The sequence below is a fragment of the Paludibacterium yongneupense DSM 18731 genome, assembly GCF_000422925.1.
Lineage (GTDB): Bacteria > Pseudomonadota > Gammaproteobacteria > Burkholderiales > Chromobacteriaceae > Paludibacterium > Paludibacterium yongneupense.
This window is the reverse complement of the sequence record NZ_AUGZ01000018.1, coordinates 16,689-38,824: the sequence shown is the minus strand read 5'-3', so window position 1 is coordinate 38,824 and position 22,136 is coordinate 16,689. Positions and strand designations below refer to the sequence as shown.

At 62.3% G+C, this 22,136-nt stretch carries 24 protein-coding genes; 15 read left to right on the top strand and 9 right to left on the bottom strand.

The genetic code is table 11. From position 1 onward, the window contains the following. Positions 1-17 precede the first annotated feature (17 nt). Together G520_RS0108155 and G520_RS0108150 are read left to right on the top strand one after the other, a co-directional pair. Entirely contained in the window at positions 18-803 is a 786-nt protein-coding gene (locus tag G520_RS0108155) for a TatD family hydrolase (RefSeq protein WP_028535216.1), read from the top strand. Next, positions 800-1,576, top strand: a complete 777-nt coding sequence (locus G520_RS0108150; RefSeq protein ID WP_028535215.1) for an MBL fold metallo-hydrolase — start codon at positions 800-802, stop codon at positions 1,574-1,576. The genes G520_RS0108155 and G520_RS0108150 overlap by 4 nt, the downstream gene beginning before the upstream one ends. 54 nt (positions 1,577-1,630) lie before the next feature. Here G520_RS0108150 and trpS read toward each other — a convergent pair whose 3' ends face one another. Further along, positions 1,631-2,653, bottom strand: coding sequence for a tryptophan--tRNA ligase (gene trpS / locus G520_RS0108145; protein ID WP_028535214.1), 1,023 nt, complete (start codon positions 2,651-2,653; stop codon positions 1,631-1,633). A gap of 248 nt (positions 2,654-2,901) precedes the next feature. Beyond that, on the bottom strand, positions 2,902-3,723 hold the full coding sequence (ppsR, locus tag G520_RS0108140; protein WP_028535213.1) for a posphoenolpyruvate synthetase regulatory kinase/phosphorylase PpsR: 822 nt from the start codon (positions 3,721-3,723) through the stop codon (positions 2,902-2,904). 309 nt (positions 3,724-4,032) lie between these two features. On the opposite strand from ppsR, the gene ppsA reads away from it, so the two are divergent. Together ppsA and G520_RS0108130 are read left to right on the top strand one after the other, a co-directional pair. Next, positions 4,033-6,420, top strand: a complete 2,388-nt coding sequence (gene ppsA / locus G520_RS0108135; protein ID WP_028535212.1) for a phosphoenolpyruvate synthase — start codon at positions 4,033-4,035, stop codon at positions 6,418-6,420. Positions 6,421-6,493: 73 nt separating this feature from the next. Further along, the gene (locus G520_RS0108130) at positions 6,494-7,405 is read left to right on the top strand and encodes a DMT family transporter (protein WP_028535211.1); all 912 of its coding nucleotides are present in this window, start codon (positions 6,494-6,496) and stop codon (positions 7,403-7,405) included. Here the strand turns inward: G520_RS0108130 and mfd are convergent. Further along, the gene (gene mfd / locus G520_RS0108125) at positions 7,389-10,793 is read right to left on the bottom strand and encodes a transcription-repair coupling factor (protein ID WP_028535210.1); all 3,405 of its coding nucleotides are present in this window, start codon (positions 10,791-10,793) and stop codon (positions 7,389-7,391) included. The two genes, G520_RS0108130 and mfd, sit on opposite strands and share 17 nt — an antisense overlap. Before the next feature lie 153 nt (positions 10,794-10,946). Between mfd and G520_RS22130 the strand changes: the two genes are divergently transcribed. From G520_RS22130 to rplI, 9 genes are all read left to right on the top strand, one after another. Then, positions 10,947-14,219 (top strand): bifunctional diguanylate cyclase/phosphodiesterase, encoded by a 3,273-nt coding sequence (locus G520_RS22130; protein ID WP_246542728.1) that lies wholly within the window; start codon positions 10,947-10,949, stop codon positions 14,217-14,219. 74 nt (positions 14,220-14,293) lie between these two features. Beyond that, positions 14,294-15,043, top strand: coding sequence for a 23S rRNA (guanosine(2251)-2'-O)-methyltransferase RlmB (gene rlmB, locus G520_RS0108115; RefSeq protein ID WP_028535208.1), 750 nt, complete (start codon positions 14,294-14,296; stop codon positions 15,041-15,043). 87 nt (positions 15,044-15,130) lie between these two features. Then, positions 15,131-15,436: a metal-sensitive transcriptional regulator gene (locus tag G520_RS0108110; RefSeq protein ID WP_051229264.1), complete on the top strand. Its 306-nt coding sequence runs from the start codon at positions 15,131-15,133 to the stop codon at positions 15,434-15,436. 9 nt (positions 15,437-15,445) lie between these two features. Then, on the top strand, positions 15,446-15,709 hold the full coding sequence (locus G520_RS0108105) for a hypothetical protein (protein ID WP_028535206.1): 264 nt from the start codon (positions 15,446-15,448) through the stop codon (positions 15,707-15,709). Between the two features lie 7 nt (positions 15,710-15,716). Next, the gene (locus tag G520_RS0108100; RefSeq protein ID WP_028535205.1) at positions 15,717-15,926 is read left to right on the top strand and encodes a heavy-metal-associated domain-containing protein; all 210 of its coding nucleotides are present in this window, start codon (positions 15,717-15,719) and stop codon (positions 15,924-15,926) included. 151 nt (positions 15,927-16,077) lie between these two features. Further along, positions 16,078-16,455: a 30S ribosomal protein S6 gene (gene rpsF / locus G520_RS0108095; protein WP_028535204.1), complete on the top strand. Its 378-nt coding sequence runs from the start codon at positions 16,078-16,080 to the stop codon at positions 16,453-16,455. A gap of 5 nt (positions 16,456-16,460) precedes the next feature. Further along, a complete protein-coding gene (priB, locus tag G520_RS0108090; protein ID WP_036665782.1) occupies positions 16,461-16,772 on the top strand; it encodes a primosomal replication protein N in 312 nt (103 codons plus the stop codon). 4 nt (positions 16,773-16,776) lie between these two features. Beyond that, on the top strand, positions 16,777-17,004 hold the full coding sequence (gene rpsR / locus G520_RS0108085) for a 30S ribosomal protein S18 (RefSeq protein ID WP_028535202.1): 228 nt from the start codon (positions 16,777-16,779) through the stop codon (positions 17,002-17,004). An 18-nt stretch (positions 17,005-17,022) separates the two neighbouring features. Then, positions 17,023-17,472 (top strand): 50S ribosomal protein L9, encoded by a 450-nt coding sequence (gene rplI / locus G520_RS0108080; protein WP_028535201.1) that lies wholly within the window; start codon positions 17,023-17,025, stop codon positions 17,470-17,472. Between the two features lie 129 nt (positions 17,473-17,601). Here rplI and G520_RS0108075 read toward each other — a convergent pair whose 3' ends face one another. The 5 genes from G520_RS0108075 to G520_RS0108055 all read right to left on the bottom strand — a co-directional run bounded on the left by G520_RS0108075 (position 17,602) and on the right by G520_RS0108055 (position 20,100). Continuing rightward, complete coding sequence (locus G520_RS0108075) at positions 17,602-17,919, bottom strand: RebB family R body protein (protein ID WP_028535200.1); 318 nt, start codon at positions 17,917-17,919, stop codon at positions 17,602-17,604. Between the two features lie 67 nt (positions 17,920-17,986). Beyond that, positions 17,987-18,304: a RebB family R body protein gene (locus G520_RS0108070; RefSeq protein ID WP_028535199.1), complete on the bottom strand. Its 318-nt coding sequence runs from the start codon at positions 18,302-18,304 to the stop codon at positions 17,987-17,989. Positions 18,305-18,360: 56 nt separating this feature from the next. Next, positions 18,361-18,900: a hypothetical protein gene (locus G520_RS0108065; protein WP_028535198.1), complete on the bottom strand. Its 540-nt coding sequence runs from the start codon at positions 18,898-18,900 to the stop codon at positions 18,361-18,363. A 60-nt stretch (positions 18,901-18,960) separates the two neighbouring features. Then, positions 18,961-19,797, bottom strand: coding sequence for a hypothetical protein (locus G520_RS25350; protein ID WP_211222787.1), 837 nt, complete (start codon positions 19,795-19,797; stop codon positions 18,961-18,963). A gap of 75 nt (positions 19,798-19,872) precedes the next feature. Beyond that, positions 19,873-20,100 (bottom strand): RebB family R body protein, encoded by a 228-nt coding sequence (locus tag G520_RS0108055; protein WP_028535197.1) that lies wholly within the window; start codon positions 20,098-20,100, stop codon positions 19,873-19,875. A gap of 246 nt (positions 20,101-20,346) precedes the next feature. Here G520_RS0108055 and G520_RS0108050 point away from each other — a divergent pair, with 246 nt between their 5' ends. Both G520_RS0108050 and G520_RS0108045 read left to right on the top strand, forming a co-directional pair. Next, positions 20,347-21,084, top strand: a complete 738-nt coding sequence (locus tag G520_RS0108050) for a Crp/Fnr family transcriptional regulator (RefSeq protein WP_051229263.1) — start codon at positions 20,347-20,349, stop codon at positions 21,082-21,084. 106 nt (positions 21,085-21,190) lie between these two features. Continuing rightward, positions 21,191-21,751 carry an RNA polymerase sigma factor gene (locus G520_RS0108045; protein ID WP_036665780.1) on the top strand — a complete coding sequence of 187 codons (561 nt, stop codon included), beginning with the start codon at positions 21,191-21,193 and terminating at the stop codon, positions 21,749-21,751. A gap of 12 nt (positions 21,752-21,763) precedes the next feature. On the opposite strand, the gene G520_RS0108040 is transcribed toward G520_RS0108045, so the two are convergent. Then, the gene (locus tag G520_RS0108040; protein ID WP_028535194.1) at positions 21,764-22,093 is read right to left on the bottom strand and encodes a DUF2322 family protein; all 330 of its coding nucleotides are present in this window, start codon (positions 22,091-22,093) and stop codon (positions 21,764-21,766) included. Positions 22,094-22,136: the final 43 nt, after the last annotated feature.

Below are 22,136 nucleotides of genomic sequence, written 5' to 3'. Positions count from 1 at the left end.
TGGCAAAAGGAGCGGGCATGCTGGTCGATTCGCACTGTCATATCAATTTTCCCGATCTGCTGGAGCGCATGGACGAAGTGCGCGCGGCGATGCAGGAAAACGGGGTCGGCCACGCCCTGGTCATCGGGGTCAATCTGCCCGAATTTCCGAGCGTGCTCGCTCTGGCCGAGCAGTATGACAATTTTTATGCCACGGTCGGCGTGCATCCGGACAGTCCTGACGCGGAAGAGGCCGACGAGGATCGCTTGATCGCACTGGCCACGCATCCGCGCGTCGTCGGCATCGGCGAGACCGGGCTGGACTACCACTGGTGCGAAGGCGATCTCGAGTGGCAGCACCAGCGCTTCCGCACCCATATCCGCGCGGCGCGGCGAAGCCGATTGCCGTTGATTATCCACACCCGCGATGCCGCCGCCGATACCCTGCGTCTGATGCGCGAGGAAAATGCCGGCGAAGCCGGCGGGGTGATGCATTGCTTTTCCGAGGATTGGGAGGTGGCCAGGCAGGCCCTGGACCTGGGGTTTTACATCTCGTTCTCCGGCATCGTCACCTTCAAGAACGCGTTGGCGATACAAGATGTCGCTCGCCGCATGCCGCTCGATCGCATGCTGGTGGAGACCGATTCGCCCTATCTGGCCCCTGTGCCCAAGCGCGGCAAGCAGAACCAGCCGGCATACGTGAAATACGTGGCCGAGCATATCGCGCGCTTGCGCGGCGTCGATTTCGACGAGATCGCCGCGGCCACCAGCGCCAACTTTTTCAGGTTGTTCGGCAAAATCGGAGTCGAGGGAGGCGCGCAGTGAAAAGCGTCGAGTTCACCCTTCTCGGCTGCGGTTCGAGTTCGGGCACCCCGGCCATCGGTTGTGAGTGCGCCACGTGCCGTTCGGACGATGCGCGCAATCGCCGCACGCGCGCGAGCGCCTATGTCGATGTCGATGGTGTCGGCTTCTTGATCGACTCCGGCCCCGATCTGCGCGCGCAGGCGCTGCGGGAAGGCGTTACCCGCGTCGATGCGGTGCTGTATACCCACCCCCATGCCGATCATCTCAACGGCATCGATGACCTGCGCGCATTTTGCTATCTGCGGCGCGGTCCCGTCACTTTGTACGGCAACGCGTTTACCCTCGACAATATCCGTTCGCGCTTTTCCTATGCCCTGATGGCGGCCTCGCCGAGCTGGGACAAGCCCGTGTTGACGACCGAGACGGTGACGGGTTCGTTCATGCACGAAGGGGTGGAGCTGACTCCCGTGCCGTTGCTGCACGGCAAATGGCCGTGTCTGGGGTGGCGCATCGGGGACGCGGCCTGGCTGACCGACTTGTCTTCGATTCCGGATGCCAGCATGGACCTGCTGCGTGGACTCAAGGTGCTGTTTCTCGACTGCCTGCGTTACGACAGCTACCCATCGCACCTGTCGGTCGCCGAAGCGCTGGAATGGGCCGCCCGCATCGGCGCCGAGCGCACGGTGCTGATCCACATGACCCATGATCTGGAATACAGCCGGCTGGCGGGCGAATGCCCGCCCGGCGTCGAGCCCGGTTACGACGGTCTGCGCGTGCGCATCGGCGGGCGTTAGGCGGGCGTTAGGCGGGCGTTAGGCGGCGCGGAGATTCCTCCGCGCCTTCTCTTCTCAGAAGTAGTTCAGGCCCATCGCGGCCTTGACTTCGGACAGCGTCTGCCCGGCGGCCTCGCGTGCTTTCAGCGTGCCCTGCTTGAGGATGTCCATCACCATGGCCGGGTCGCGCGCGAGCGCCTCGCGCCGCGTGCGTATCGGTTCGAGCAAGGCTTGCAGGCATGCTTCCAGTTCGCGCTTGAGCGGCATGTCGCCGAGTCCGCCGCGCTGATAGTGTTCTTTCCATTCGGCCACGCGGGCGGCGTCGGGGTGGAACACATCGAGATAGGTGAATACCACATTGCCTTCGACCTGGCCCGGATCGGCCACGCGCAGGTGCTTGGGGTCGGTATACATCATCTTGACCGCCTGGCTGATTTCGTCGGGCGTCGAGGACAGATTCAGGGCATTGCCCAGAGACTTCGACATCTTGGCGCGGCCATCGATGCCGGGCAGGCGCGAGCCATTCTCCGGAACCACCGCGCGTGCTTCGACCAGGATCTCCTGATTCACGCTGCTGTTGAAGCGGCGCACGATTTCGTTGGTCTGCTCGATCATCGGAATCTGATCGCTGCCGACCGGAACCACGGTCGCCTTGAAGGCGGTGATATCGGCGGCCTGGGCGGCCGGATAGGTCAGGAAGCCGGCCGGGATGTCGCGTTCGTAGCCGCGCAGTTTGATCTCGTCCTTGATGGTCGGATTGCGCTCCAGACGTGCCACGGTCACCAGGTTCAGATAGTAGGACGACAGCTCGGACAGTTCGGGCACCAGACTCTGGATGAAGATAGTGCTCTTGGCCGGGTCGATGCCGACGGCCAGGTAGTCGAGTGCGACCTGAAGCACATTGTCGCGCACCTTGACGTAGTTGCCCATATTGTCGGTCAGCGCTTGCGCGTCGGCCAGCAACAGAAACTGCCGACAGATATCCTGCAGCAACACGCGGTTTTTCAGCGAGCCGACAAAGTGTCCGAGATGCAGCGGGCCGGTGGTCCGGTCGCCGGTGAGGATGGTGTCGTCGGGTTTGACGTTAAACAGATTCAAGTCGTTCTCCAGTGCGTTCGGAGCTGGCGACAAGACGGACCATGCCGGGATCTGCCTTGTCGGCAGCCTCGGGGTTGTATGCGTATCAGCCCGGGGCGCCTAAGAGCGGCGCCACCAGCAGCAGCGGGGCAGATAAGGGCAGGAATTCATGGAGCGTATCTGAGCATGGTGTATGGTACGGCGTCAAGTGCGGCGGTGGCCGGCGCGCGGCCGCCAGGCGGGAGAGTGCCGCCCGGCGTGCAAATGCATCAGAAGCGCCGGTTCAGCGTCGCATCGCGCAGTATGGTCGATGCGATCTCCTCGATCGACTTGTGCGTGGTGCTGATGAAAGGCACCGAGTGCTGGCGGAACATCGATTCCGCCTCGTTCACCTCGGAGCGGCAATTTTCGAGGCTCGCGTAGCGCGAGTCGGGGCGGCGTTCGCTGCGGATATTGTGCAGCCGCTGCGGATCTATGGTCAGCCCGAAAAGCTTGTTGCGATAGGGCAGCAATAACTTGGGCAGACCCTGGTCGTCCAGATCCTCCGGGGTCAGCGGGTAGTTGGCCGCTTTGATGCCGTACTGCAAGGCCAGATAGAGACAGGTCGGCGTCTTGCCGGAGCGGGAGACGCCGACCAGCACCACATCCGCTTCGGACAGGTCTTTCAACTTGACGCCGTCGTCGTGGTTGAGCGAAAAATTGACCGCCTCGATGCGGTGGTCATACTTTTCTTCGTTGTTCATGCCGTGCGCGCGCCCCACCATGAGCGAGGCGCCCTGGCCCAGCTCCTGTTCCAGCTCGCCGATGAAGGTTTCGAAAAAATCGATGACAAGGGCATCGCGAATGCGCAGGGCGGCCCGAACCGCCGGGTCGATGATGCTGGTGAACACAAGCGGACGCTGGTTATCGATTTCCGCCTGGGCGTGAATGCGGTCGGCGAGCGCGTGGGCTTTCTCGACGGTATCGATGAAAGGGACGGTTTCGCGCTTGATTTCAAGCGATTCGAACTGTGTCAGCAGAGTATGCCCCAGCGATTCGGCGGTGATCCCGGTACGGTCCGAGATGAAAAAGGCTGAGCGGCGATGTGGCATGAATGCACCTTATGACAAAGTTGGATCACGACGGTGACCAAGATTATACGCGAGACCGCGTCCAGTATGGATGGTCTCTACACGCATGCTTGTGCCGTAACGACCGGTGTTCGGCTCGATTAGCGCCAGATGATAGCGCTGACCATGGCATGATGTTGCCCCAAAACTGTGCATTTGACCGAGTTGTCAGTCTTATTTTTGTAAAAATCACCATTGTGCGTTGCACGACGGGCTACGCAACCCCCCCCTCATCGGCTAGAATGGGCGCTTCATATCGTCCTAAAATTCCAACACAGGGAAGTGAGAGTGATGGCTGAGAACTACGTCATCTGGTTCGAGAAGCTGCGCATGGCTGATGTCGAACAAGTGGGTGGCAAGAATGCCTCCTTGGGAGAAATGATCAGCCAGCTGGCTAACTCCGGTGTCCGTGTCCCGGGCGGTTTCGCCACGACGGCGGACGCCTACCGTGATTTTCTTCAGCACAACGGCCTGGCGGATCGCATCAATGCCGTTCTGACGCGTCTCGATGTCGAGGATGTCAACGAGCTGGCTCGGGTGGGCAAGGAAATTCGCCAATGGATCATCGACACGCCGTTCCCGGATCGTCTCGACGCCGATCTGCGCACCGCGTGGGATAAAATGGTCGCCGACGCAGGCAGCGCCGATATCGCGGTCGCGGTCCGCTCTTCCGCCACGGCGGAAGACCTGCCTGACGCCTCGTTCGCCGGACAGCAGGAAACCTTCCTCAACATCCGCGGTCTGGACAACGTCAAGGACGCCATCAAGCACGTCTTTGCCTCCCTGTACAACGATCGCGCCATCTCCTACCGCGTGCACAAGGGCTTCGCCCATGACGTGGTCGCCCTGTCGGCCGGCATCCAGCGCATGGTGCGCTCCGACTGCGGCGCCGCCGGGGTGATGTTCACCATCGATACCGAGTCCGGCTTCGAGGACGTGGTGTTCATCACCTCGTCCTACGGTCTCGGCGAAACCGTGGTGCAAGGCGCGGTCAATCCCGACGAATTCTATGTCCACAAGCCGACGCTGAAGGCCGGTCGCCCCGCGATCCTGCGCAAGTCCATCGGCTCCAAGCTGATCAAGATGGAATTCACCGACGCGTCGCAAGCCGGCCGTTCGGTGCGTACCGTCGATGTGGCGGTGGCCGAGCAGAAGCGTTTCTCCATCACCGACGCCGAAGTTTCCGAACTCGCGCGCTACGCCCTGATCATCGAGAAGCACTATCAGCGCCCGATGGATATCGAGTGGGGCCGCGATGGCATCGACGGCAAGCTCTACATCCTGCAAGCGCGCCCCGAGACGGTCAAGTCGCAGGAAAACCGCGTCGAGACCCTGCGTCGCTACCGCATCAACACCAAGTCGACCGTGCTGTGTTCGGGCCGCGCCATCGGTCAGAAGGCAGGCCAGGGTGCGGTGCGCTACATCCGCGACGCCTCCGAGATGGACCGCGTCAAGCCGGGCGATGTGCTGGTGACCGACATGACCGACCCCGATTGGGAACCGGTGATGAAGCGCGCCTCCGCCATCGTGACCAATCGCGGCGGCCGTACCTGCCATGCGGCGATCATCGCGCGCGAGCTGGGCATCCCGGCGGTGGTGGGTTGCGGCGATGCGACCTCGGTGCTGGAAGAAGGTCAGCTGGTGACCGTGTCCTGCGCAGAAGGCGATACCGGTAACATCTACGAAGGCCTGCTCGAGATCGAGATCATCGACCTCGAACTCGACAAGATGCCGAAAGCGCCGGTCAAGCTGATGATGAATGTCGGCAATCCGGAACTGGCCTTCGACTTCGCGCAGTTGCCGAACGAAGGCGTCGGCCTTGCCCGCATGGAGTTCGTGATCAACCGCCAGATCGGCATCCACCCGAAAGCGCTGCTGCAGTTCGACAGCCTGCCGGCGGATCTGAAGGCGACCATCTCGGACCGCATCGCGGGCTATGCTTCCCCGGTCGACTTCTATGTCGACAAGCTGGCCGAAGGGATTTCCACGCTGGCCGCCGCATTCTGGCCGAAGAAGGTGATCGTGCGCATGTCGGACTTCAAGTCCAACGAGTACGCGAACCTGCTGGCCGGCCAGCTGTACGAGCCGCATGAAGAAAACCCGATGCTGGGCTTCCGCGGTGCCGCTCGCTACGTGGCTCCCGAATTCCGCGATTGTTTCGAGCTCGAATGCCGCGCGGTCAAGAAGGTGCGCGACGAGATGGGGCTGACCAATGTGGAAGTCATGATCCCCTTCGTGCGGACGCTGACCGAAGCGCGCCAGGTGGTCGAGATTCTCGCCGACAACGATCTGAAGCGCGGCCAGAACGGCCTGCGCCTGATCATGATGTGCGAGCTGCCGTCCAACGCCGTGCTGGCCGAGCAGTTCCTCGAATACTTCGACGGCTTCTCGATCGGTTCGAACGACATGACCCAGCTGACTCTCGGTTGCGACCGTGACTCCGGCGGCCCGGTCGCTTCGACCTTCGACGAGCGCGACGCCGCGGTCAAGGCCATGCTGCACATGTCGATCCAGGCTTGCCGCAAGCAGGGCAAGTATGTCGGCATCTGCGGTCAGGGCCCGTCCGATCACCCCGATTTTGCCAAGTGGCTGGTCGAGGAGGGTATCGAATCGGTGTCGCTGAATCCCGATACCGTGGTCGAGACCTGGCTCTATCTGGCGCGCGAGCTGAACGTGTAAACCGTCCGTTGTTGCGCGCTGGAAAACGAAACCCGCCTCGGCGGGTTTTTTCATCGTATCAAGCGGAGTGTGTATGTTGCCTTATCTGGCGCTGACGCTGGCCATGGTGTTATGGGCCAGTTCGTTTCTGGTATTGAAAACCGTGTTTGCGGTTTTCGATCCGATGGTGGTGCTGTTCGCGCGGATGGTGATCGCCAGTTTGTGTCTGGCGGTGATTTTCGCGCGCCGGCGAGGAGGGCGCTGGCACTATCGCGCCGGAGACTGGAAAGCGCTGCTGGGGATGGGGCTGGCCGAGCCCTGCCTGTATTTTTTGTTTGAAGCGCGGGCGCTGACTCTGACCACGGTCTCGCAGGCCGCGGTGATCACCGCCACGCTGCCCTTGCTGGCGGCGCTGGGAGCGCGCCTGTTCTTGCGCGAACACGGCAGCAACCGCGCCTGGTTCGGCATTGCCCTGTCCTGCAGCGGCATCGTGTGGCTGACGCTGGCCGGTGGCGGAGGAGCCGGTGCGGCGAACCCGGCGCTGGGCAATCTGCTCGAATTCTGCGCGATGATCTGCGCGACCGGCTATGTGCTGCTGGCGAAACGACTGTCGCCGCGTTATTCGCCGCTGGCGCTGACCGCGGTGCAGTCGGTTCTCGGCTGTGTCTGGTTCGGAGCGGGCCTGCTGCTGCCCGGGGTGGCGTTGCCGACGCATCTGCCGCTGTGGCCCTCGCTTGGCGTGCTCTATCTGGGTGCCTGCATTACGCTGGGCGCATACGGACTGTACACCTGGTCGGTCAGCAAGGTTCCGGTGGCGCAGGCGACAGCCTTCATCAACCTGATCCCGGTGTTCACGGTCACGATGGCGTGGTCCCTGCTCGATGAGAGGCTGAGTCCGACGCAGGGAGTCGCCTGTGTGCTGGTGTTCTGCGGGGTGTTTTTCGTCGGGCACGCGCGAGCGGCGCCCGACGATGGGACGGCTGTCAGCCCTAGCCCAGTTCCTTGAGCAGTTCCTTGACGCGGACCACGCGCAGCCCGACGTCGCCGATCGCGACCTCGACCCGCAGACGGTCCTGGCCCGCCAGCTTGTAGTTGCGTTTGCTCTGTATCAATTTGATGATGTTCATCGGGTCGATGGGGGGATTGGGAGCAAAGACCAGGGTGATGCCGTCCTCGCTCGCATCGATTTTTTGAATGCCGAGCGCGCGCGCGGCGATGCGCAGCCGATGGCTTTCGATCAGCGTCTTGACCGCTTGCGGCGGCAGGCCGAAACGGTCGATCAGTTCTTCGTGGATCGCATCGACATCGGCGGCGCTTTCTGCCGTCGCCAGCCGCTTGTACAGCACCAGGCGTTCGTGCACGTCAGGCGAATAGGCGTCCGGAAGCAGCGCCGGGCTGTGCAGGTTGATCTCGGTGGTGACGCCGAGTGGTGCGTCCAGATCGGGCTGACGACCCTTTTTCAAGTCGCGCACCGCCTGTTTCAGCATCTCGGTGAACAGTGCGAATCCCACTTCCTGCATTTCGCCCGACTGGCCTTCGCCCAATACTTCGCCGGCGCCGCGTATTTCCAGATCGTGCATCGCCAGGTAGAAGCCGGCCCCCAATTCCTCCGACATCTGGATGGCTTCCAGCCGTTTGACCGCATCGCGGGTCATGCCGTCCGGGGTCAGCAGATAGGCGTAAGCCTGGTGGTGCGAGCGCCCGACGCGACCGCGCAGCTGGTGCAGCTGTGCGAGCCCGAACTTGTCAGCCCGATTGATCAAGATGGTATTGGCATTCGGAATGTCGATACCGGTTTCGATGATGGTCGAACACAGCAACACATTGAAGCGCTGCTGCAGAAAGTCGCGCATCACCTGCTCGAGCGCGCGCTCGCGCAACTGACCGTGCGCGACTGCGACGCGAGCCTCGGGAATCAGCTCTATCATCTTTTCGCGCATATTCTCGATGGTGTCGACGTCGTTGTGCAGGAAGAACACCTGCCCCCCGCGTTTGAGCTCGCGCAGCACGGCCTCGCGGATGATGCCGTTGCTGAAGGGAGAGACGAACGTCTTGACCGCCAACCGGCGCGAAGGCGCGGTGGTGATGGCCGAGAAGTCGCGCAATCCCTCCAGCGCCATCGACAGCGTGCGCGGAATCGGGGTCGCGGTCAGCGTCAGCACATCGACATTGGCGCGCAAGCGCTTGAGTTGTTCTTTCTGGCGGACCCCGAAACGGTGCTCTTCATCGATGATCACCAGGCCGAGATTCTTGAACCGGATATCGGGCTGCACCAGCTTGTGCGTGCCGATAACGATGTCGACGCTGCCCTCGGCGAGTCCCGCCAGAGCCGCCTTGCTCTCCTTGCCGGATTTGAAGCGCGACAATTCGGCGATCTTGACCGGCCAGTCGGCGAAACGATCGGAAAAGCTCTGGAAATGTTGTTCCGCCAGCAAGGTGGTCGGGACCAGTACCGCAACCTGCTTGCCGCCGAGCACGGCGACGAAGGCTGCGCGCAACGCCACTTCGGTCTTGCCGAAGCCGACGTCGCCGCAGACCAGCCGGTCCATCGGCTTGCCCGAACACATGTCGGTGATCACGGCTTCGATGGCGGTGGCCTGGTCCGGCGTCTCTTCGAAACCGAAGCCGGAGGCGAAGGCGTCGTAGTCCTTGTCGGACAGGGTGAAACGATGGCCTTCGCGCGCAGCGCGCTGGGCGTACAGGTTCAATAGCTCGGCCGCGGTGTCGCGCGCCTTTTCCGCCGCGCGCTTTTTTGCCTTTTCCCACTGCGGCGCGCCCAGGCGGTGCAGGGGGGCGGCTTCGGCGCTGCCGCCGGCATAGCGAGAAATCAGGTGCAGTTGCGCGACAGGAACATAGAGTTTGGAGTCCTCGGCGTACTCGAGTTGCATCAGCTCGGTTTCGCCTTCGCCCAGATCCATGGACACCAGGCCCATATAGCGGCCGATGCCGTGCTGTTCATGCACGACCGGATCGCCGACCTTCACTTCGGCCAGGTCGCGCAACATCGAGTCGGTGCTGCTGTGTGCGCTGCGGCGGCGGGTGCGCCCGCGCGCCACATGCTGGTACAACTCGCTTTCGGTGACGATGGACAGCGCTGGAGTCGTGAGCTGGAAGCCGCTGTAGAGTGGCGCCACGGTCAGGGCGAGGCGGGCTTCGCCATGCTGGAAAGCGTGCCAGTTGTCCACCGTCTGCGCGGCGATGCCGTGCTCTTGCAGAAAATGCGACATCGTCTCGCGCCGACCGAGGCTTTCGGCCGTCAGCAGGATGCGGCCCGGATTGCGGCGCATGAAATCCTGCAAGCGGTGCAGCGGGTTCTCTGCGCGTCGTTCGACCGCCAACTCAGGCAGCGGCGCCGTATTCGGCTCCGCCTCGCCTGTCGCGGGAAACTCGATGCGCGCATACGACTTGAAGGCGGCCATCAACTCGTCGGCGCGCAGGAATAGCTCGGTCGGCGCCAGCACCGGGCGTTCAAGATCGCCGCGTGCCATCTTGTAGCGGGTATCGACGCTGCCCCAGAATTCTTCGGCCGCCGCAAGGATGTCGCGATGCAGGATCAGCAGCGTGTCGGCTCCGAGATAATCGAAAAGGGTCGACGTCTGTTCGAAGAACAGCGGCAGATAGTACTCGATGCCGGCCGGAAAACTTTGCGCCGAAACGTCGCGGTAGATGCGGCTTTTGGAGGGGTCGCCTTCCACCCGTTCGCGATAATGCTGCCGGAAGGCGGTGACGCCCGATTCATCTGCCGGGTATTCGCGCGCCGGCAGCATCCGCACTTCGGGAACCGGATAGAGCGTGCGCTGGGTATCGGGGTCGAAGGTGCGCAGCGTTTCAATTTCGTTATCGAACAGATCGATGCGATAAGGCAGGGCCGAGCCCATCGGAAACAGATCGATCAGGCCGCCGCGTATCGAAAACTCGCCCGGTGCCATGACCTGGGTGACATGGGTATAGCCAGCCGTGACCATGTCGGCACGCAGATTGTCGACATCCAGTTTCTGCTTCGTTTGCAGGAAGAAGGTGCGGGCCAGCAGAAACGAGACCGGCGGCAGGCGTGTCATCGCCGTACTGACCGGTGCGATCACGATGTCGCACTCGTGTTTGTGGATGCGCCACAAGGTCGCCAGCCGTTCCGAGATCAGGTCGCTGTGCGGCGAGAAGTGATCGTAAGGAAGCGTTTCCCAATCCGGCATCAGCGCGACGCGCAGCTCGGGATCGAAAAAAGGAATCTCGGCCTGCAGCCGCTGCGCAGCCTGGGCGTCCGAGGTCAGTACCAGCAAAACGCCGCGATGCTGACGTTGCATCGCCGCGATGCAGGCGGCGTCGAGCCCGTCAGGCAGGACGCCGCTGCGGTTTTTCAATCCGGGGGAGGGAATGCGTGGCAGATTATCCAACATAAAGCTTCACAATCATTTGACTCACGGTATTATACCAGCTGGCTTGCGGCCGCATCCCGGATGCGAGCCCGTTGTGGATCATGGCGTCGGACCGTCGGGTCCCGCGCGCGCCGAATGTTCGTTATTTTCCCGAGGCAAAAAGGATCTGGAAGCGTGAACAATAAAGCGTTTCTCGGTGGGGCGCTGGCGTTTCTGGCCTTTATGGCCGCCCTGGTGTTTTTGCCGCGATCTTCCCATGCCGCGATTTCGCTGGCTTCGTTCACGGCGCACGGCATTGCCGCCTGCAGCCTGATCCGTCTGCGCCGCTTCCGTTACGTCGGCTGGTGGCCGCTTCCCGCCGCATTGCTACTGTACCCTTTTTGCGGGCTGGCATGGTCGCTGGCGCTGGCCGGGTCGGTTTATGCCCTGTTCCTGTCCATACTGTTTGCCGGCTTGAACCGCCGCGCAGACTGGCTGGCGTCGCCACGCTCCCTGATGCGCCTGCTGCTCTCGCTGGCGGCCTATCCGGCGCCGGTCGCTACCCTGGCGCTGGTTCTGGCCGGCAGCGACGGCGGTCCGTTGGCGGTTCCGGGCGTGCTGGCGATCTGGGCCGGTCTGTGCCTGTCGCTGCTGGTCTGGGTACCGCAGGCTTTCAGTTCTCCGCTGAAAAACAACCGCCGCTATCTCGAACTTGGCCTGATCATGCTGGTGACGGTCGGGCTGTGGCTGAGCGTGCGCGACGCGCCGCAGCGTGCGCTGGTTCCGGCCCAGTTTCTGTTCTTTCCGCTCATCCTGTGGGCCGGATTTCGCGGTAGCGTTCTCGGCTCCGGTCTGGTCAGCGCGCTCGTGGTCTCCTTGCTGACCCTGATCGGCTCCGACACCGCTGCCGGCTGGGCTGGGGCCGGCGTCGGGGTCGACAGCATGCTGACCTTCGCCTTTATTCTGGCGGGCTTGTTTGTGGCGGTGCTGGTTGAAACGCAGCGCCGCCACGAAATCGCGCTCGACGAATTTCAGGCACGGGTCGAGTCTCTGGTCAACAACAGTCCCAATCTGATGTCGCTCAAAGGACTGGACGGCCGCTTTCTGATGGTCAACCGCGCCTATGCCGCCCTGCTTGACCGCACTCCGCTGGAAATGGTCGGGGGGCGCGCGAGCGATTTTTTTGCCAGCGACGATGCGGCCATGATACGGACCCAGGACGATATGGTGCTGCGCTGCCTCGAGCCGCGCCAGTTCGAAGAGAGTTTCGAGGCTGGCGGCCGCCATTATTCGATTCTGGTGACCAAGTTCCCCCTGTTCGATGCCCAGGGCTTGCCCGCCGGCGTTGGCAGCGTCGACACCGATATCACCGAGTCGCGCAAGCAGCAACAGGCGCGGCTGGAAGCGGAAGAGAAGTACCGCGCGCTGGCCGAACAGTCGCTGGCCGGCATCTATATCCTGCAGGACGAGGAATTGTGTTACATCAACCCCAAGTTCGCCACCATGCTCGGCTACGAGCCGGAGGAGTTGCCGCACGCCCCGCTGTCCAAGGTGTTGTTGCCGGACGAGCTCGCACGCGTGCGTGCCCGGATTGCGCTGCGCTACAAGGAAAATCGCGCGGTCATGCATTTCATGAGCCGCGTCATCGGCAAGAGCGGCGAGTTGATTGATGTCGAGATCCACAGCCGGCTATTCGAATACCGGGGTCGGGTCGCCATCATCGGCGTCGTACTGGATATCTCGGATCGCATCGCGGCCGATGCCAGCCTCAAACTGGCTGCCAAAGTGTTCGAAACGTCGGCCGAAGGCATTTTGATCACCGACGCCGATACCCGCATCATCGCGGTGAACGAAGCTTTTACCCGTATCACCGGTTACAGCCAGGAACAGGTGCTGGGCCGCAGTTCGCGCATTTTCAGCGATGCCGCCCAACCCGACTACCCCAGGATGATCGCATCGCTGCGCGAATCGGGCTACTGGCAGGGAGAACTGATCGACCGGCGCAGTAACGGCGACTTTTATCCGGTCGAAGTCTCCTTGTCGGTGGTGCGTGACCCGGATGGCACGGTCAGCAACTACGTGGGGGTGTTTTCTGATATTACCACCCGCAAGCAGGCACAGGAGCGTCTGCACTTTCTTGCCAATCACGATCCGCTGACGCGGCTCCCCAACCGCAGCTGCCTGATCTCGTCGCTGGAAACCCATCTGTCTCGCACTCGTGTGGAGAGTGGCCAGCTTGCGGTCGTATTCATCGATCTGGACCGTTTCAAACTGATCAACGATTCCTTTGGCCACCAGGCCGGCGACGAATTATTGCGTGTCATCAGCATGCGGCTCGGCGAGGCGGTCGGGCATCTGGGTATGTTGGCGCGTCTGGGGGGCGACGAGTTTACCTTGCTGGTTCCCGAATTTGTGAGCCTGCGGCAGTTGTCGCAGATCGCGGAAGACGTGCTCGAGACGCTTGCGCGTCCGCTATTGCTGGAAGAACATGAAGTGTTCGTGACCGGCAGTATCGGGATCAGCGTATTCCCCAACGACGGCATCGACGCGCGTACGCTGCTCAAGAACGCCGACGTGGCCATGTACCGTGCCAAAGACTCGGGCAAAAACAACTTCCAGTTCTTCGCGGCCGAGATGAATACCCAGACTTTCGAGCGCCTGCTGCTGGAGAGCGGTCTGCGCCAGGCGCTTGAGCGCGACGAGTTCGAATTGCACTACCAGCCCCAGGTCGAGGCCGTCGGTCGCCATCTGATCGGAGTCGAAGTGCTGATCCGCTGGCGTCATCCGCAACTCGGGCTGGTGCCGCCGGGACGCTTCATTCCGTTGGCCGAGGAGACAGGCCTGATCAAGGCGATAGGCGAGTGGGTGCTGCGCGGTGCCTGCCGGCAACTGGTGGCCTGGGATGCGGCCGGCATCTCGGTTCCGCGCGTGGCCGTCAATCTGTCGGCGCGGCAATTCGAACAACAGACGCTGACCCAGCAGGTGGCCGGGGCGCTCGACTCCGCTGGCCTGGCGCCGGAGAGGCTGGAGCTCGAAATCACCGAGAGCATGATCATGCAGAACCCGGTCGAGGCGGTCAGAATACTCAAGGATCTGAAGAAGCTCGGTGTGCTGCTGTCCATCGACGACTTCGGCACCGGCTACTCGTCGCTGTCCATCCTCAAGCGGTTTCCGCTCGACTCGCTCAAGATCGACCGCTCCTTCGTCGACGGCTTGCCGCTGGACGAGGACAGTGCGGCGATTGCCGATGCCATCCTCGCCATGGCGCATAGGCTGGAGTTCACCGTGGTCGCCGAAGGCGTGGAAAACGAAGCGCAGGCCGCGTTCTTGCAGCGGCAGGGCTGCGATCTGCTGCAGGGCTTCCACTTCAGCAAGCCCCTGCCTGCCGCCGAGTTTGCCGTGCTGGCCGAGTCGTGGGCGTCGGATGTGCGCCGCAGTGTCGCCTCGCGCGTCACGTCGCCCGGCTGAGTCCGTGGCCAGCGCCCTTGCGTCTCGTGGGGCGTCACGGTTTAATACCCCCCATTTTCTCCAAGAGCGGTGCCATGAGCAATAAACGTCTGATTCACGGGTTTCACGCCCTTAATGCCCGGCTTTGGCAAAATCCCAAGAGCCTGGTCGAGATCTATCTGTCGGGCGGGCGCCAGGATGCGCGTGCGCGCGAGGTGCTGGACAAGGCGGAGCAGGAAGAGGTCAAGGTACACCTGGTTGACAAGGCCCGCCTCGACAGCCTGACCGGCAATGCGCGCCACCAGGGCGTGGCGGCGTGGATAGACGCGAGCCGCAACTTTGTGGCGCTGGACGATGTACTGGAAAGCCTGAAAGAGCCTCCGCTGCTGCTGATCCTCGATGGTGTGACCGATCCGCACAATCTGGGCGCCTGCCTGCGCGTCGCCGACGCGATGGGGGCGCACGCGGTGCTGGCGCCCAAGGATCGCAGTGCCGGCATCAATGCCACGGTGTCCAAGGTCGCCTGCGGCGCGGCCGAGGCCGTGCCCTATATCACGGTGACCAATCTCGCGCGCACCTTGCGCGACTTGAAAGACGCGGGGGTGTGGATCGCAGGGACCACGATGGAGGCGGACACCGATCTGTTTCATTTCGACCAGAGCGGTGCGCTGGCCTGGGTCATGGGGGCCGAAGGCGAAGGCATGCGGCGGCTGACGCGCGAGCACTGCGACGTGCTGGTGTCCATCCCGATGTTCGGTTCGGTGGAAAGTCTGAATGTCTCCGTCTCGTCCGGCATCGTCCTGGCTGAGAGCCGGCGCCAGCGCTTGCTGAAGGCAGGCGCCTGAGGCGGCCGGTCGTCTTTCAATATACCTTATGGGGGTATATGATGTTCCCTCCGGGATCTCGCATCCCGCCCCCGCGGGAGATCGCGCATGCGCGCATGCCATAGTGAAGCGGAAGAGCACGCCAAGGTCGTGGTGCAGCCTAACAAGTCGGCGTTGATGAAACGGCTGGCCCGCATTGAAGGTCAGGTGCGCGGCATCGGCGGCATGATAGAGGCCGACCGTTACTGCATCGATGTCCTGACTCAGGTGGCGGCGGTCAAGTCGGCGCTGGACGCGGTTGCGATGCAGTTGCTGGAAAACCACATGCGCGGCTGTGTCGCCAGTGCGATGCAGCAGGGCGATGCGACCGGCATGGTGACCGAGTTGATCGACGCGGTCAAAAAGATTCGCTGAGGAGTAGGGATGATGTGGCCGCGATGGTGGGGAGTGCTTCTGATGGTACCGGCGCTGGCATGCGCGGCACCGGTGACGTTCGACGTCTATCTGCAGTTGCACGTCGGGATGAGCGAGGCCGAGTTGCTGAAGACGGCCGGCAAGCCGGACCACGTCGACGTCCGCAACGGGCGCGAGTTGTGGTGGTTGGGCAACGACGATACGCCGGCGCAGACCATCGTGAAGATCGAGAGTGGAAAAGTCAGCGCGATTCGGCGCGAACAATCTTTGTGAGGCGGAAATGGACACCTTGATATTGCAGGTTGAAGGCATGTCGTGCGGCGGTTGCGTCAAGAGCGTGCAGCAGGCATTGACGGCGCTGCCGGGGGTTGGCCGGGTCGATGTCGACCTGGCCAGCGGCCGGGTCGAAATCGAGTGCGTTCCGGGTCAAACCCTGGCCCGCGATCAGGCCGCCGCCGCGGTTTCCGGCGCCGGTTTCGACGTCGTTTAGGTCTGCGCGCACCGGTTCCCGCGCCCGCCTGGGGCGGGGCGGGCGATCGGGCTTGCCAGGGGGGCGCAATGCGCGTATCCTCTGCAGGTTTTAACCCTTGCTTTTCCGCGACTACGCATGGCGGAGAGGCTGTTAGCCATAAGGAGTTCACATGCGGCATTATGAAATCGTATTCATCGTCCATCCGGACCAGAGTGAACAGGTCCCGGCGATGATCGAACGTTACAAGGGCATGGTTGTTGGTGCCGAAGGCGTGATCCATCGTCTGGAAGACTGGGGCCGTCGTCAGCTGGCCTACCCGATCCAGAAACTGCACAAGGCGCATTACGTTCTGATGAACGTCGAATGCAGCACCGACACCCTGGTCGAAATCGAGCATGCCTTCAAGTTCAACGACGCCGTTCTGCGCCATCTGACCATCAAGATGGCTCATGCCGTGACCGAAGCGTCCCCGATGATGAAGGACGAGAAGGCCAAAAACCTGCTCGACCCGCAACAGCCGGTGGCTGAGGCTGAAGTCGTCGCCTGATTCAGGTGAATGGCTCCTCGCAGAATCGTCTGGTACTGACCGCGACTGTCGCGCGCGAAGACGTCCTGAGATATACGCCGGCCGGAATGCCGGTGCTGGAAATGTGGCTAGGCCATCATTCCCGGCAACAGGAAGCGGGCTTCGAGCGGGACGTCAACTGCGAAATACAGGCCGTACTGGTTGGTGAAATCGCCAGCCGATGGGCCGGAAAACTGGTGGGACGCGATGTGGATGTCGCCGGGTTCATCAGTCAGCGCAGTATGAAAAATCCGCGGTTGGTCCTGCATATTGAATACGTTGAATTGGTAAAAGGTTAGAAAAATGGCTCGCCAACTCTTTAAGCGCAAAAAGTTCTGCCGCTTCACGGCAGAAGGCATCAAAGACATCGACTACAAGTCTGTCGACCTCCTGAAAGATTTCATCGCTGAAAACGGTAAAATCATTCCGGCTCGCATCACCGGTACCAAGGCTCGCTACCAGCGCCAGCTGACCACCGCGATCAAGCGTGCTCGTTTCCTGGCTTTCCTGCCGTATACCGACCAGCACTAAACCGGGAAAGGAACCGACATGCAAATCATTCTGCTCGAAAAAGTCGCCAACCTGGGTCAACTGGGTGACGTGGTCAAAGTCAAAGAAGGTTACGCGCGTAACTTCCTGATCCCGCAAGGCAAGGCCAAGCGTGCTACGGATGCGAACCTGAAACAGTTCGAAGAACGCCGCGCCGAACTGGAAGCCAAGCAGGCCTCCGTTCTGGCCGACGCGCAAGCGCGCGCCGCCAAGCTGGCCGATGCCGTCATCACCATCGAACAAAAGGCCGGCGTTGACGGTCGTCTGTTCGGTTCGGTCGGCAGCGTCGACATCGCCGAAGCCATCACCGCTACCGGCGTTGAAGTGAAGCGTTTCGAAGTGCGTCTGCCGAACGGTCCGCTGAAGACCATCGGCGAATTCGACCTCGAAATCGCCCTGCACCACGACGTGGTTGCTGCAGTCAAGGTTGCGATCGTACACGCCGCCTGATCGACGTTCGCGGCTCGTTTCGCACGGGCCGCAACGAAGAAAAAAGCCCAAAGCTTGCTTTGGGCTTTTTTTTGCCTGGCAGGAGGAGAAGGCCCGTTGCGGGGCCGGTCGCCACGATGACGTAGCGCCTTACTGCCCCTGGAATGACTTGAGGACGGTCAGCAGGCTGGTGAGATTGTCGGAGACTCCGGTTTGCGCAACCTTCTCGGTCGCGCCGGCCGCAGCAGTGGTGTCCAGCGTATAGATTTGCATCACGCCCTGGTTGGCTGCAGCCTGGGCCAGGGTGTTTTGTTGTTGCTGGGCGGCGACCGCATTCTGCATCAGGATGCCGGTCGAGTGGGCCATGGCCTGGTAGATGGAGCCCATGGCCATGGCCGGGGCTTCGCCGATGACCTTGACGTTGGATTGGGTGACGGCGTCGGTGACTTGTTGGCTGACAAATGCCATTTGACTACTCCTTGTTTCGGTTTATCCGGATTGCGAAGCCGGGTCCGGTTCGGTCGGATCGTGCTGCTTACTGGTTCTGGAAGGCCCTGAGGACAGTCAACAGACTGGTCAGATTGTCCGAGACCCCGGTTTGGGCTACTTTTTCGGTGGCACCGGCCGCCGCGGTGGTATCCAGCGAATAGACCTGCATGATGCCCTGGTTGGCGGCGGCCTGTGCCAGGGTGTTCTGCTGCTGCTGAGCCGATACGGCATTTTGAAACAAGATGCCGGTCGAGTGGGCCATGGCCTGGTAGATGGAGCCCATGGCCATGGCCGGCGCTTCCGCTACGACCTTGACGTTAGACTGGGTGACCGCATCGGTGATCTGGTAATTTACGTCCGCCATTCTTGCTCTCCTGAGTTCATGCACGGCACCCGTGCCATGCTATCTACTTGGACGTCTCAGCCCTGCGTTTGTGAAGAGGGGACTGGGCTGATCTGTCCCGTCGATGCCGTGTTTGCCGCAGGGGCTGCTGCAGGCGTCGTTGCTCCCACGAGCGTGTCCAGCGCCCGTACGACAGGGTCCAGCGCCAGTTTGAGCTGCCGCTCCACCTCGGCGCTGATCAGGGGAGTTATCTGCTGGAGCTGGGCTGGGGTCGGTTGCGCCGTTGCGGCCTGGGCCGCGCTGCGTATCGCCTCCAGCCAGTTGAGTGCCAGCTGTTCGTCACCGGATTGGCTGGCCAGTGCTTCGCTGGAAATCTGCTGCAGCGATTCGGCGACCTGGCGCATGGTACTGTCTACTCTTTCCTTGCCCTCGTTCAGCGCTTGCATGATCAGCTGCTGCGCCTGGGTGTTGAGGTCGTGGCGTGGCGCTGCCTGCGGGGGGATCAGGCGCAGCAAATTCGCCAGCCCTTGTTCTTCCTCTTTTTGCAAGGGCCGTTTGAGCTGGCGCTGCACCAGTTCGCGCAGGCTGCGGGTGAGTTCGTGGTCCGGTGTGCTCATGCTATGCCTCCATCGTGGCGGGCACGAGGAAGCCTGCCATGCCCCCTCGTGCCGGCCGGGTCAGTTTTTTGTGGTCGCGGCACGGCTTTGCAGCAGCGCCGTATACTTGCTGATGCTCTGATCTATCTTGTCTATGGCGAAACCGGCCGATTCGGCTTCGAGCGCACCTGCCGCCGAGGCGACCGCCGCCGCCGCCCCCATCAATACGTCGGTCAGTAGCGCGCCCAGCGCATCTTCGGCCGCGGCTGCCATCTGCTGTTTGGCAATGTTCTCTGTCATCTGCCTGATCAAAACCCCCTGGCTGGCTAGCGCCAGTTTGCTGACGCCATCGAAATAGTTCGCCGCCGATTGGGCAACCAGCCCCGATGCCTGGGTGATCATCATATTTGGCCCCAGCGCGATCTCGGTCGGGGCGTAGCTGGCCGTTTCGGCATTGCTCAACAGTGTTGCTTGCACCACCTGGCGGTTGAGTGCATCGGTGGCCGGCGCTTGGGCAGCATCGAGTTTTTGCAGCATCTGACCGTTCATGAGCGCCAGCAGCGACTGCGGTGCTGGAGTCGATGGCTGCGCCGGAGCGGCGGCAGGCTCCGGTGCGGCGGCCGGGCCTGGTGTGGCGGCCGGCTCCGGTGTGGCGGCAGGCTCCGGTGTGGCGGCAGGCTCCGGTGTGGCGGCCGGCTCCGGTGCGGCGGCAGGCTCCGGTGCGGCCGCCGGTTCCGTTGCGGCGGCAGGTTGCTGTGCGGCGGCTGCAGTTTCCGGGGGAGAAACGGGAGGGCCGGACGGCGTGACTTCCGCTGCCGGAGCCGCCGCAGCCGTTGGGCGGTCGGCGGCTGTGCTCGCGTTCTCCGTCGGCTGGATGCCGGAAGTGAAGCTCTGGGTGAGGGTTTTCCACAAAGACATGGGAACGATTCTCCTGATCTGCCGGCCTGGCGCGATGCCGGCGGCCGTTCACGGCCGGGGCTTGCTCAGACCGTCCTATTCGCCTATGGACATGATCAAGGCGACGGCCTTGGACACCACGGCGTTGGAGATCTGGTTCAAGGCCTGCTGGCTTTGCACGGCGTTTTGTAGCGACAGCCCGGCCGAGTGGCTGGCGACCTGGTACAGCGATGCGATGGACTGAGCCGGCGCTTCGGCCACCACCTTGACATTGGTTTGGGTGACCGCATCGGTGATCTGGGCGTTGACGGTGGTGTCTGCCATGAACTTCTCCTGTGAGCGGGGCGGATGGGGGCGTAGGGTCGCCACCCTTTTCGCTTATAGGGGGAGAGGACGCTCGAGCCGGTGCTTTGTGAATGCCGGTCTGCTATTTCTATGCTAGCGGGCGATGCAGGGTTTCTGCGGCGGCGGCACGGGCGGACTGTCCTTTGTGACAGGTCGTTCGGGTTTCACACGCGTCGCGCCGCCACGTTCTGTCTTTACTGGCCATGACAACGAGTGGATGAGGCGATGCGGATGGCGCTGAGCGGCAAGGGCATGGAAGGGGAGGCGCCGAGCGTGCGCGCGGACCGCCTGGAGCGGGTTCCCCTGTTGACCGGCTTGCCGGAGGCGCTGTTGGCCTATATCCATGCGCACGGCATCTGCTGGCACGCGGGGCAGGAGAGGGTGCTGTACGTGCAGCACGACCAGGAGGATTTCATCGCCTTCGTGCTCGAGGGCTGTGTCCAGCATGTCCTGCATGGCAGCGATGGCAGGGAAATCATCGTCACGGTCAGCGGCGAAGGCGATGTGCTGGGCGAGGCCGGCCTGTTCGATGCGCAGCGGCACAGCGCAACGGCGCGGGCACTGGAAAATACCACCTTGTGGTTGCTGTCGCGGCGGCACTTTCCGGTATTGCTGTCACATCCTCCATTCGTCCTGCGGATACAGCATCTGATGTGCCGACGCATGCGCGAAGTCGTCGGCCTGGTCGAATCGGTGTGTCTGCATCGACTGGAGTCGCGACTCGCACGCTATTTGCTCGACGAGGCGGAGAGGCACGGCCGCCTGGAAAGCGAAGGCATCCTGATACCCTTCAAACACAGTCAAAGCACCGTGGCGTCCATGCTCAACGCCAGCCGGCCCAAGCTGAATGCACAGCTGCAGAGTTGGTCGCGCAGCGGCTTGATTCTACGCGGGCAGCACGTGCTGCTGATTCCCGATCTGGAGCGTTTGCGTCGTATTGCCGTCAAGGACAGCGGCGCTTGATGGTGTGCGAATGACGATCCATTTAACATTAAAAATGTTACTTGGGTAACAGTTTGTTCTGTTTGAGTGTTTCATCCTGACCTTCGGTCTTGCTACGGAGATAAAGATGGGACAAGCAGAACACGCGTCGATCAAGGTCCGTTCGGCGGCGGATCGCTTCGAATGCGCCTGGCGCGCGGTGCAAGATAATCTGTTGCGCAAGGCGCGGCGATTGTGCCGTGGCGATGCGGCTCAGGCGGATGAACTGTTGGCCGATACGGCTCTCAAAGCGTGCCTCTATCTGCGCAAGCAGCCGGAGAAAGTGCGCGACCCGGAAGGTTTTCTGTTTCTGGTCCTGAACCACGTGTTCCTCGACCACATTCGCCGGCTTGGCCGCGAGAGAACCGTGTTCAATTTCGATCTCGACATCGATGCCGATTTCATCGGAGAGATCGCCTCGCATACGCCCGGGCTGGAGCTGGAGCTGGAGTTGCGTCAGCAACTCCAGCAGCTCGACCGCGCGCTGGCCACGCTCAGCCCGGGGCAACGCGACCTGTTCGCACTCAAATTCGAGAAGGAACTCTCCTACCCCGTGATCGCCGCCAGCCTCTCCATCAGCGAAGCGCTCGCGCGCAAGCGGGTGGAACTGCTACGGCGCCGGCTGCAGACACTGCTGCGAACGGCCTAGGGCGCGTCCCTATCAGGCGCGCGGTAGAACGCGGCCCTGCAGCGTGGGCGCCCCCTGTTCCGCGATCGCCAGCAAGGTATCGACATTGGGGTGCTTGCCCGGATTCAGGCGCGCGTCTTCAGTATGTTCGGCGTACAGCTTGAGGCCGGCGCGGGCGGCGTCGCCGTCGATGCGGCCGTACTGGCGCAACAGGCTGTGATAAACGCGCAGCGAGCCGGCACTGCCCGGCTTGTTCTCCAGGCGGCGCAGGGCGGTGCCATTGGCATCGACCAGCTCTATCGCATCGACATCGTGGCTGGGGGGCAAGGTTTGCAAAATGTACTGAAAGGTGAAGGCGCTCATGAGATCGTCGCTGTCTTTATGGTTGTAGCGGTAAGGAAAGGGC

What these genes read in the sequence shown, in the direction of transcription:
- G520_RS0108070 (WP_028535199.1), bottom strand. Translation starts at nt 18,304, where the DNA reads ATGGCGGACGTAAATTACCAGATCACCGATGCGGTCACCCAGTCTAAC.
- rplI (WP_028535201.1), top strand. Translation starts at nt 17,023, where the DNA reads ATGCAAATCATTCTGCTCGAAAAAGTCGCCAACCTGGGTCAACTGGGT.
- G520_RS0108040 (WP_028535194.1), bottom strand. Translation starts at nt 22,093, where the DNA reads ATGAGCGCCTTCACCTTTCAGTACATTTTGCAAACCTTGCCCCCCAGC.
- G520_RS0108100 (WP_028535205.1), top strand. Translation starts at nt 15,717, where the DNA reads ATGGACACCTTGATATTGCAGGTTGAAGGCATGTCGTGCGGCGGTTGC.
- G520_RS0108130 (WP_028535211.1), top strand. Translation starts at nt 6,494, where the DNA reads ATGTTGCCTTATCTGGCGCTGACGCTGGCCATGGTGTTATGGGCCAGT.
- G520_RS0108155 (WP_028535216.1), top strand. Translation starts at nt 18, where the DNA reads ATGCTGGTCGATTCGCACTGTCATATCAATTTTCCCGATCTGCTGGAG.
- rpsR (WP_028535202.1), top strand. Translation starts at nt 16,777, where the DNA reads ATGGCTCGCCAACTCTTTAAGCGCAAAAAGTTCTGCCGCTTCACGGCA.
- G520_RS0108105 (WP_028535206.1), top strand. Translation starts at nt 15,446, where the DNA reads ATGATGTGGCCGCGATGGTGGGGAGTGCTTCTGATGGTACCGGCGCTG.
- G520_RS0108075 (WP_028535200.1), bottom strand. Translation starts at nt 17,919, where the DNA reads ATGGCATTTGTCAGCCAACAAGTCACCGACGCCGTCACCCAATCCAAC.
- G520_RS25350 (WP_211222787.1), bottom strand. Translation starts at nt 19,797, where the DNA reads ATGTCTTTGTGGAAAACCCTCACCCAGAGCTTCACTTCCGGCATCCAG.
- G520_RS0108055 (WP_028535197.1), bottom strand. Translation starts at nt 20,100, where the DNA reads ATGGCAGACACCACCGTCAACGCCCAGATCACCGATGCGGTCACCCAA.
- G520_RS0108045 (WP_036665780.1), top strand. Translation starts at nt 21,191, where the DNA reads ATGGGACAAGCAGAACACGCGTCGATCAAGGTCCGTTCGGCGGCGGAT.
- mfd (WP_028535210.1), bottom strand. Translation starts at nt 10,793, where the DNA reads ATGTTGGATAATCTGCCACGCATTCCCTCCCCCGGATTGAAAAACCGC.
- rlmB (WP_028535208.1), top strand. Translation starts at nt 14,294, where the DNA reads ATGAGCAATAAACGTCTGATTCACGGGTTTCACGCCCTTAATGCCCGG.
- G520_RS0108110 (WP_051229264.1), top strand. Translation starts at nt 15,131, where the DNA reads ATGCGCGCATGCCATAGTGAAGCGGAAGAGCACGCCAAGGTCGTGGTG.
- rpsF (WP_028535204.1), top strand. Translation starts at nt 16,078, where the DNA reads ATGCGGCATTATGAAATCGTATTCATCGTCCATCCGGACCAGAGTGAA.
- G520_RS0108050 (WP_051229263.1), top strand. Translation starts at nt 20,347, where the DNA reads ATGCGGATGGCGCTGAGCGGCAAGGGCATGGAAGGGGAGGCGCCGAGC.
- ppsR (WP_028535213.1), bottom strand. Translation starts at nt 3,723, where the DNA reads ATGCCACATCGCCGCTCAGCCTTTTTCATCTCGGACCGTACCGGGATC.
- ppsA (WP_028535212.1), top strand. Translation starts at nt 4,033, where the DNA reads ATGGCTGAGAACTACGTCATCTGGTTCGAGAAGCTGCGCATGGCTGAT.
- G520_RS0108065 (WP_028535198.1), bottom strand. Translation starts at nt 18,900, where the DNA reads ATGAGCACACCGGACCACGAACTCACCCGCAGCCTGCGCGAACTGGTG.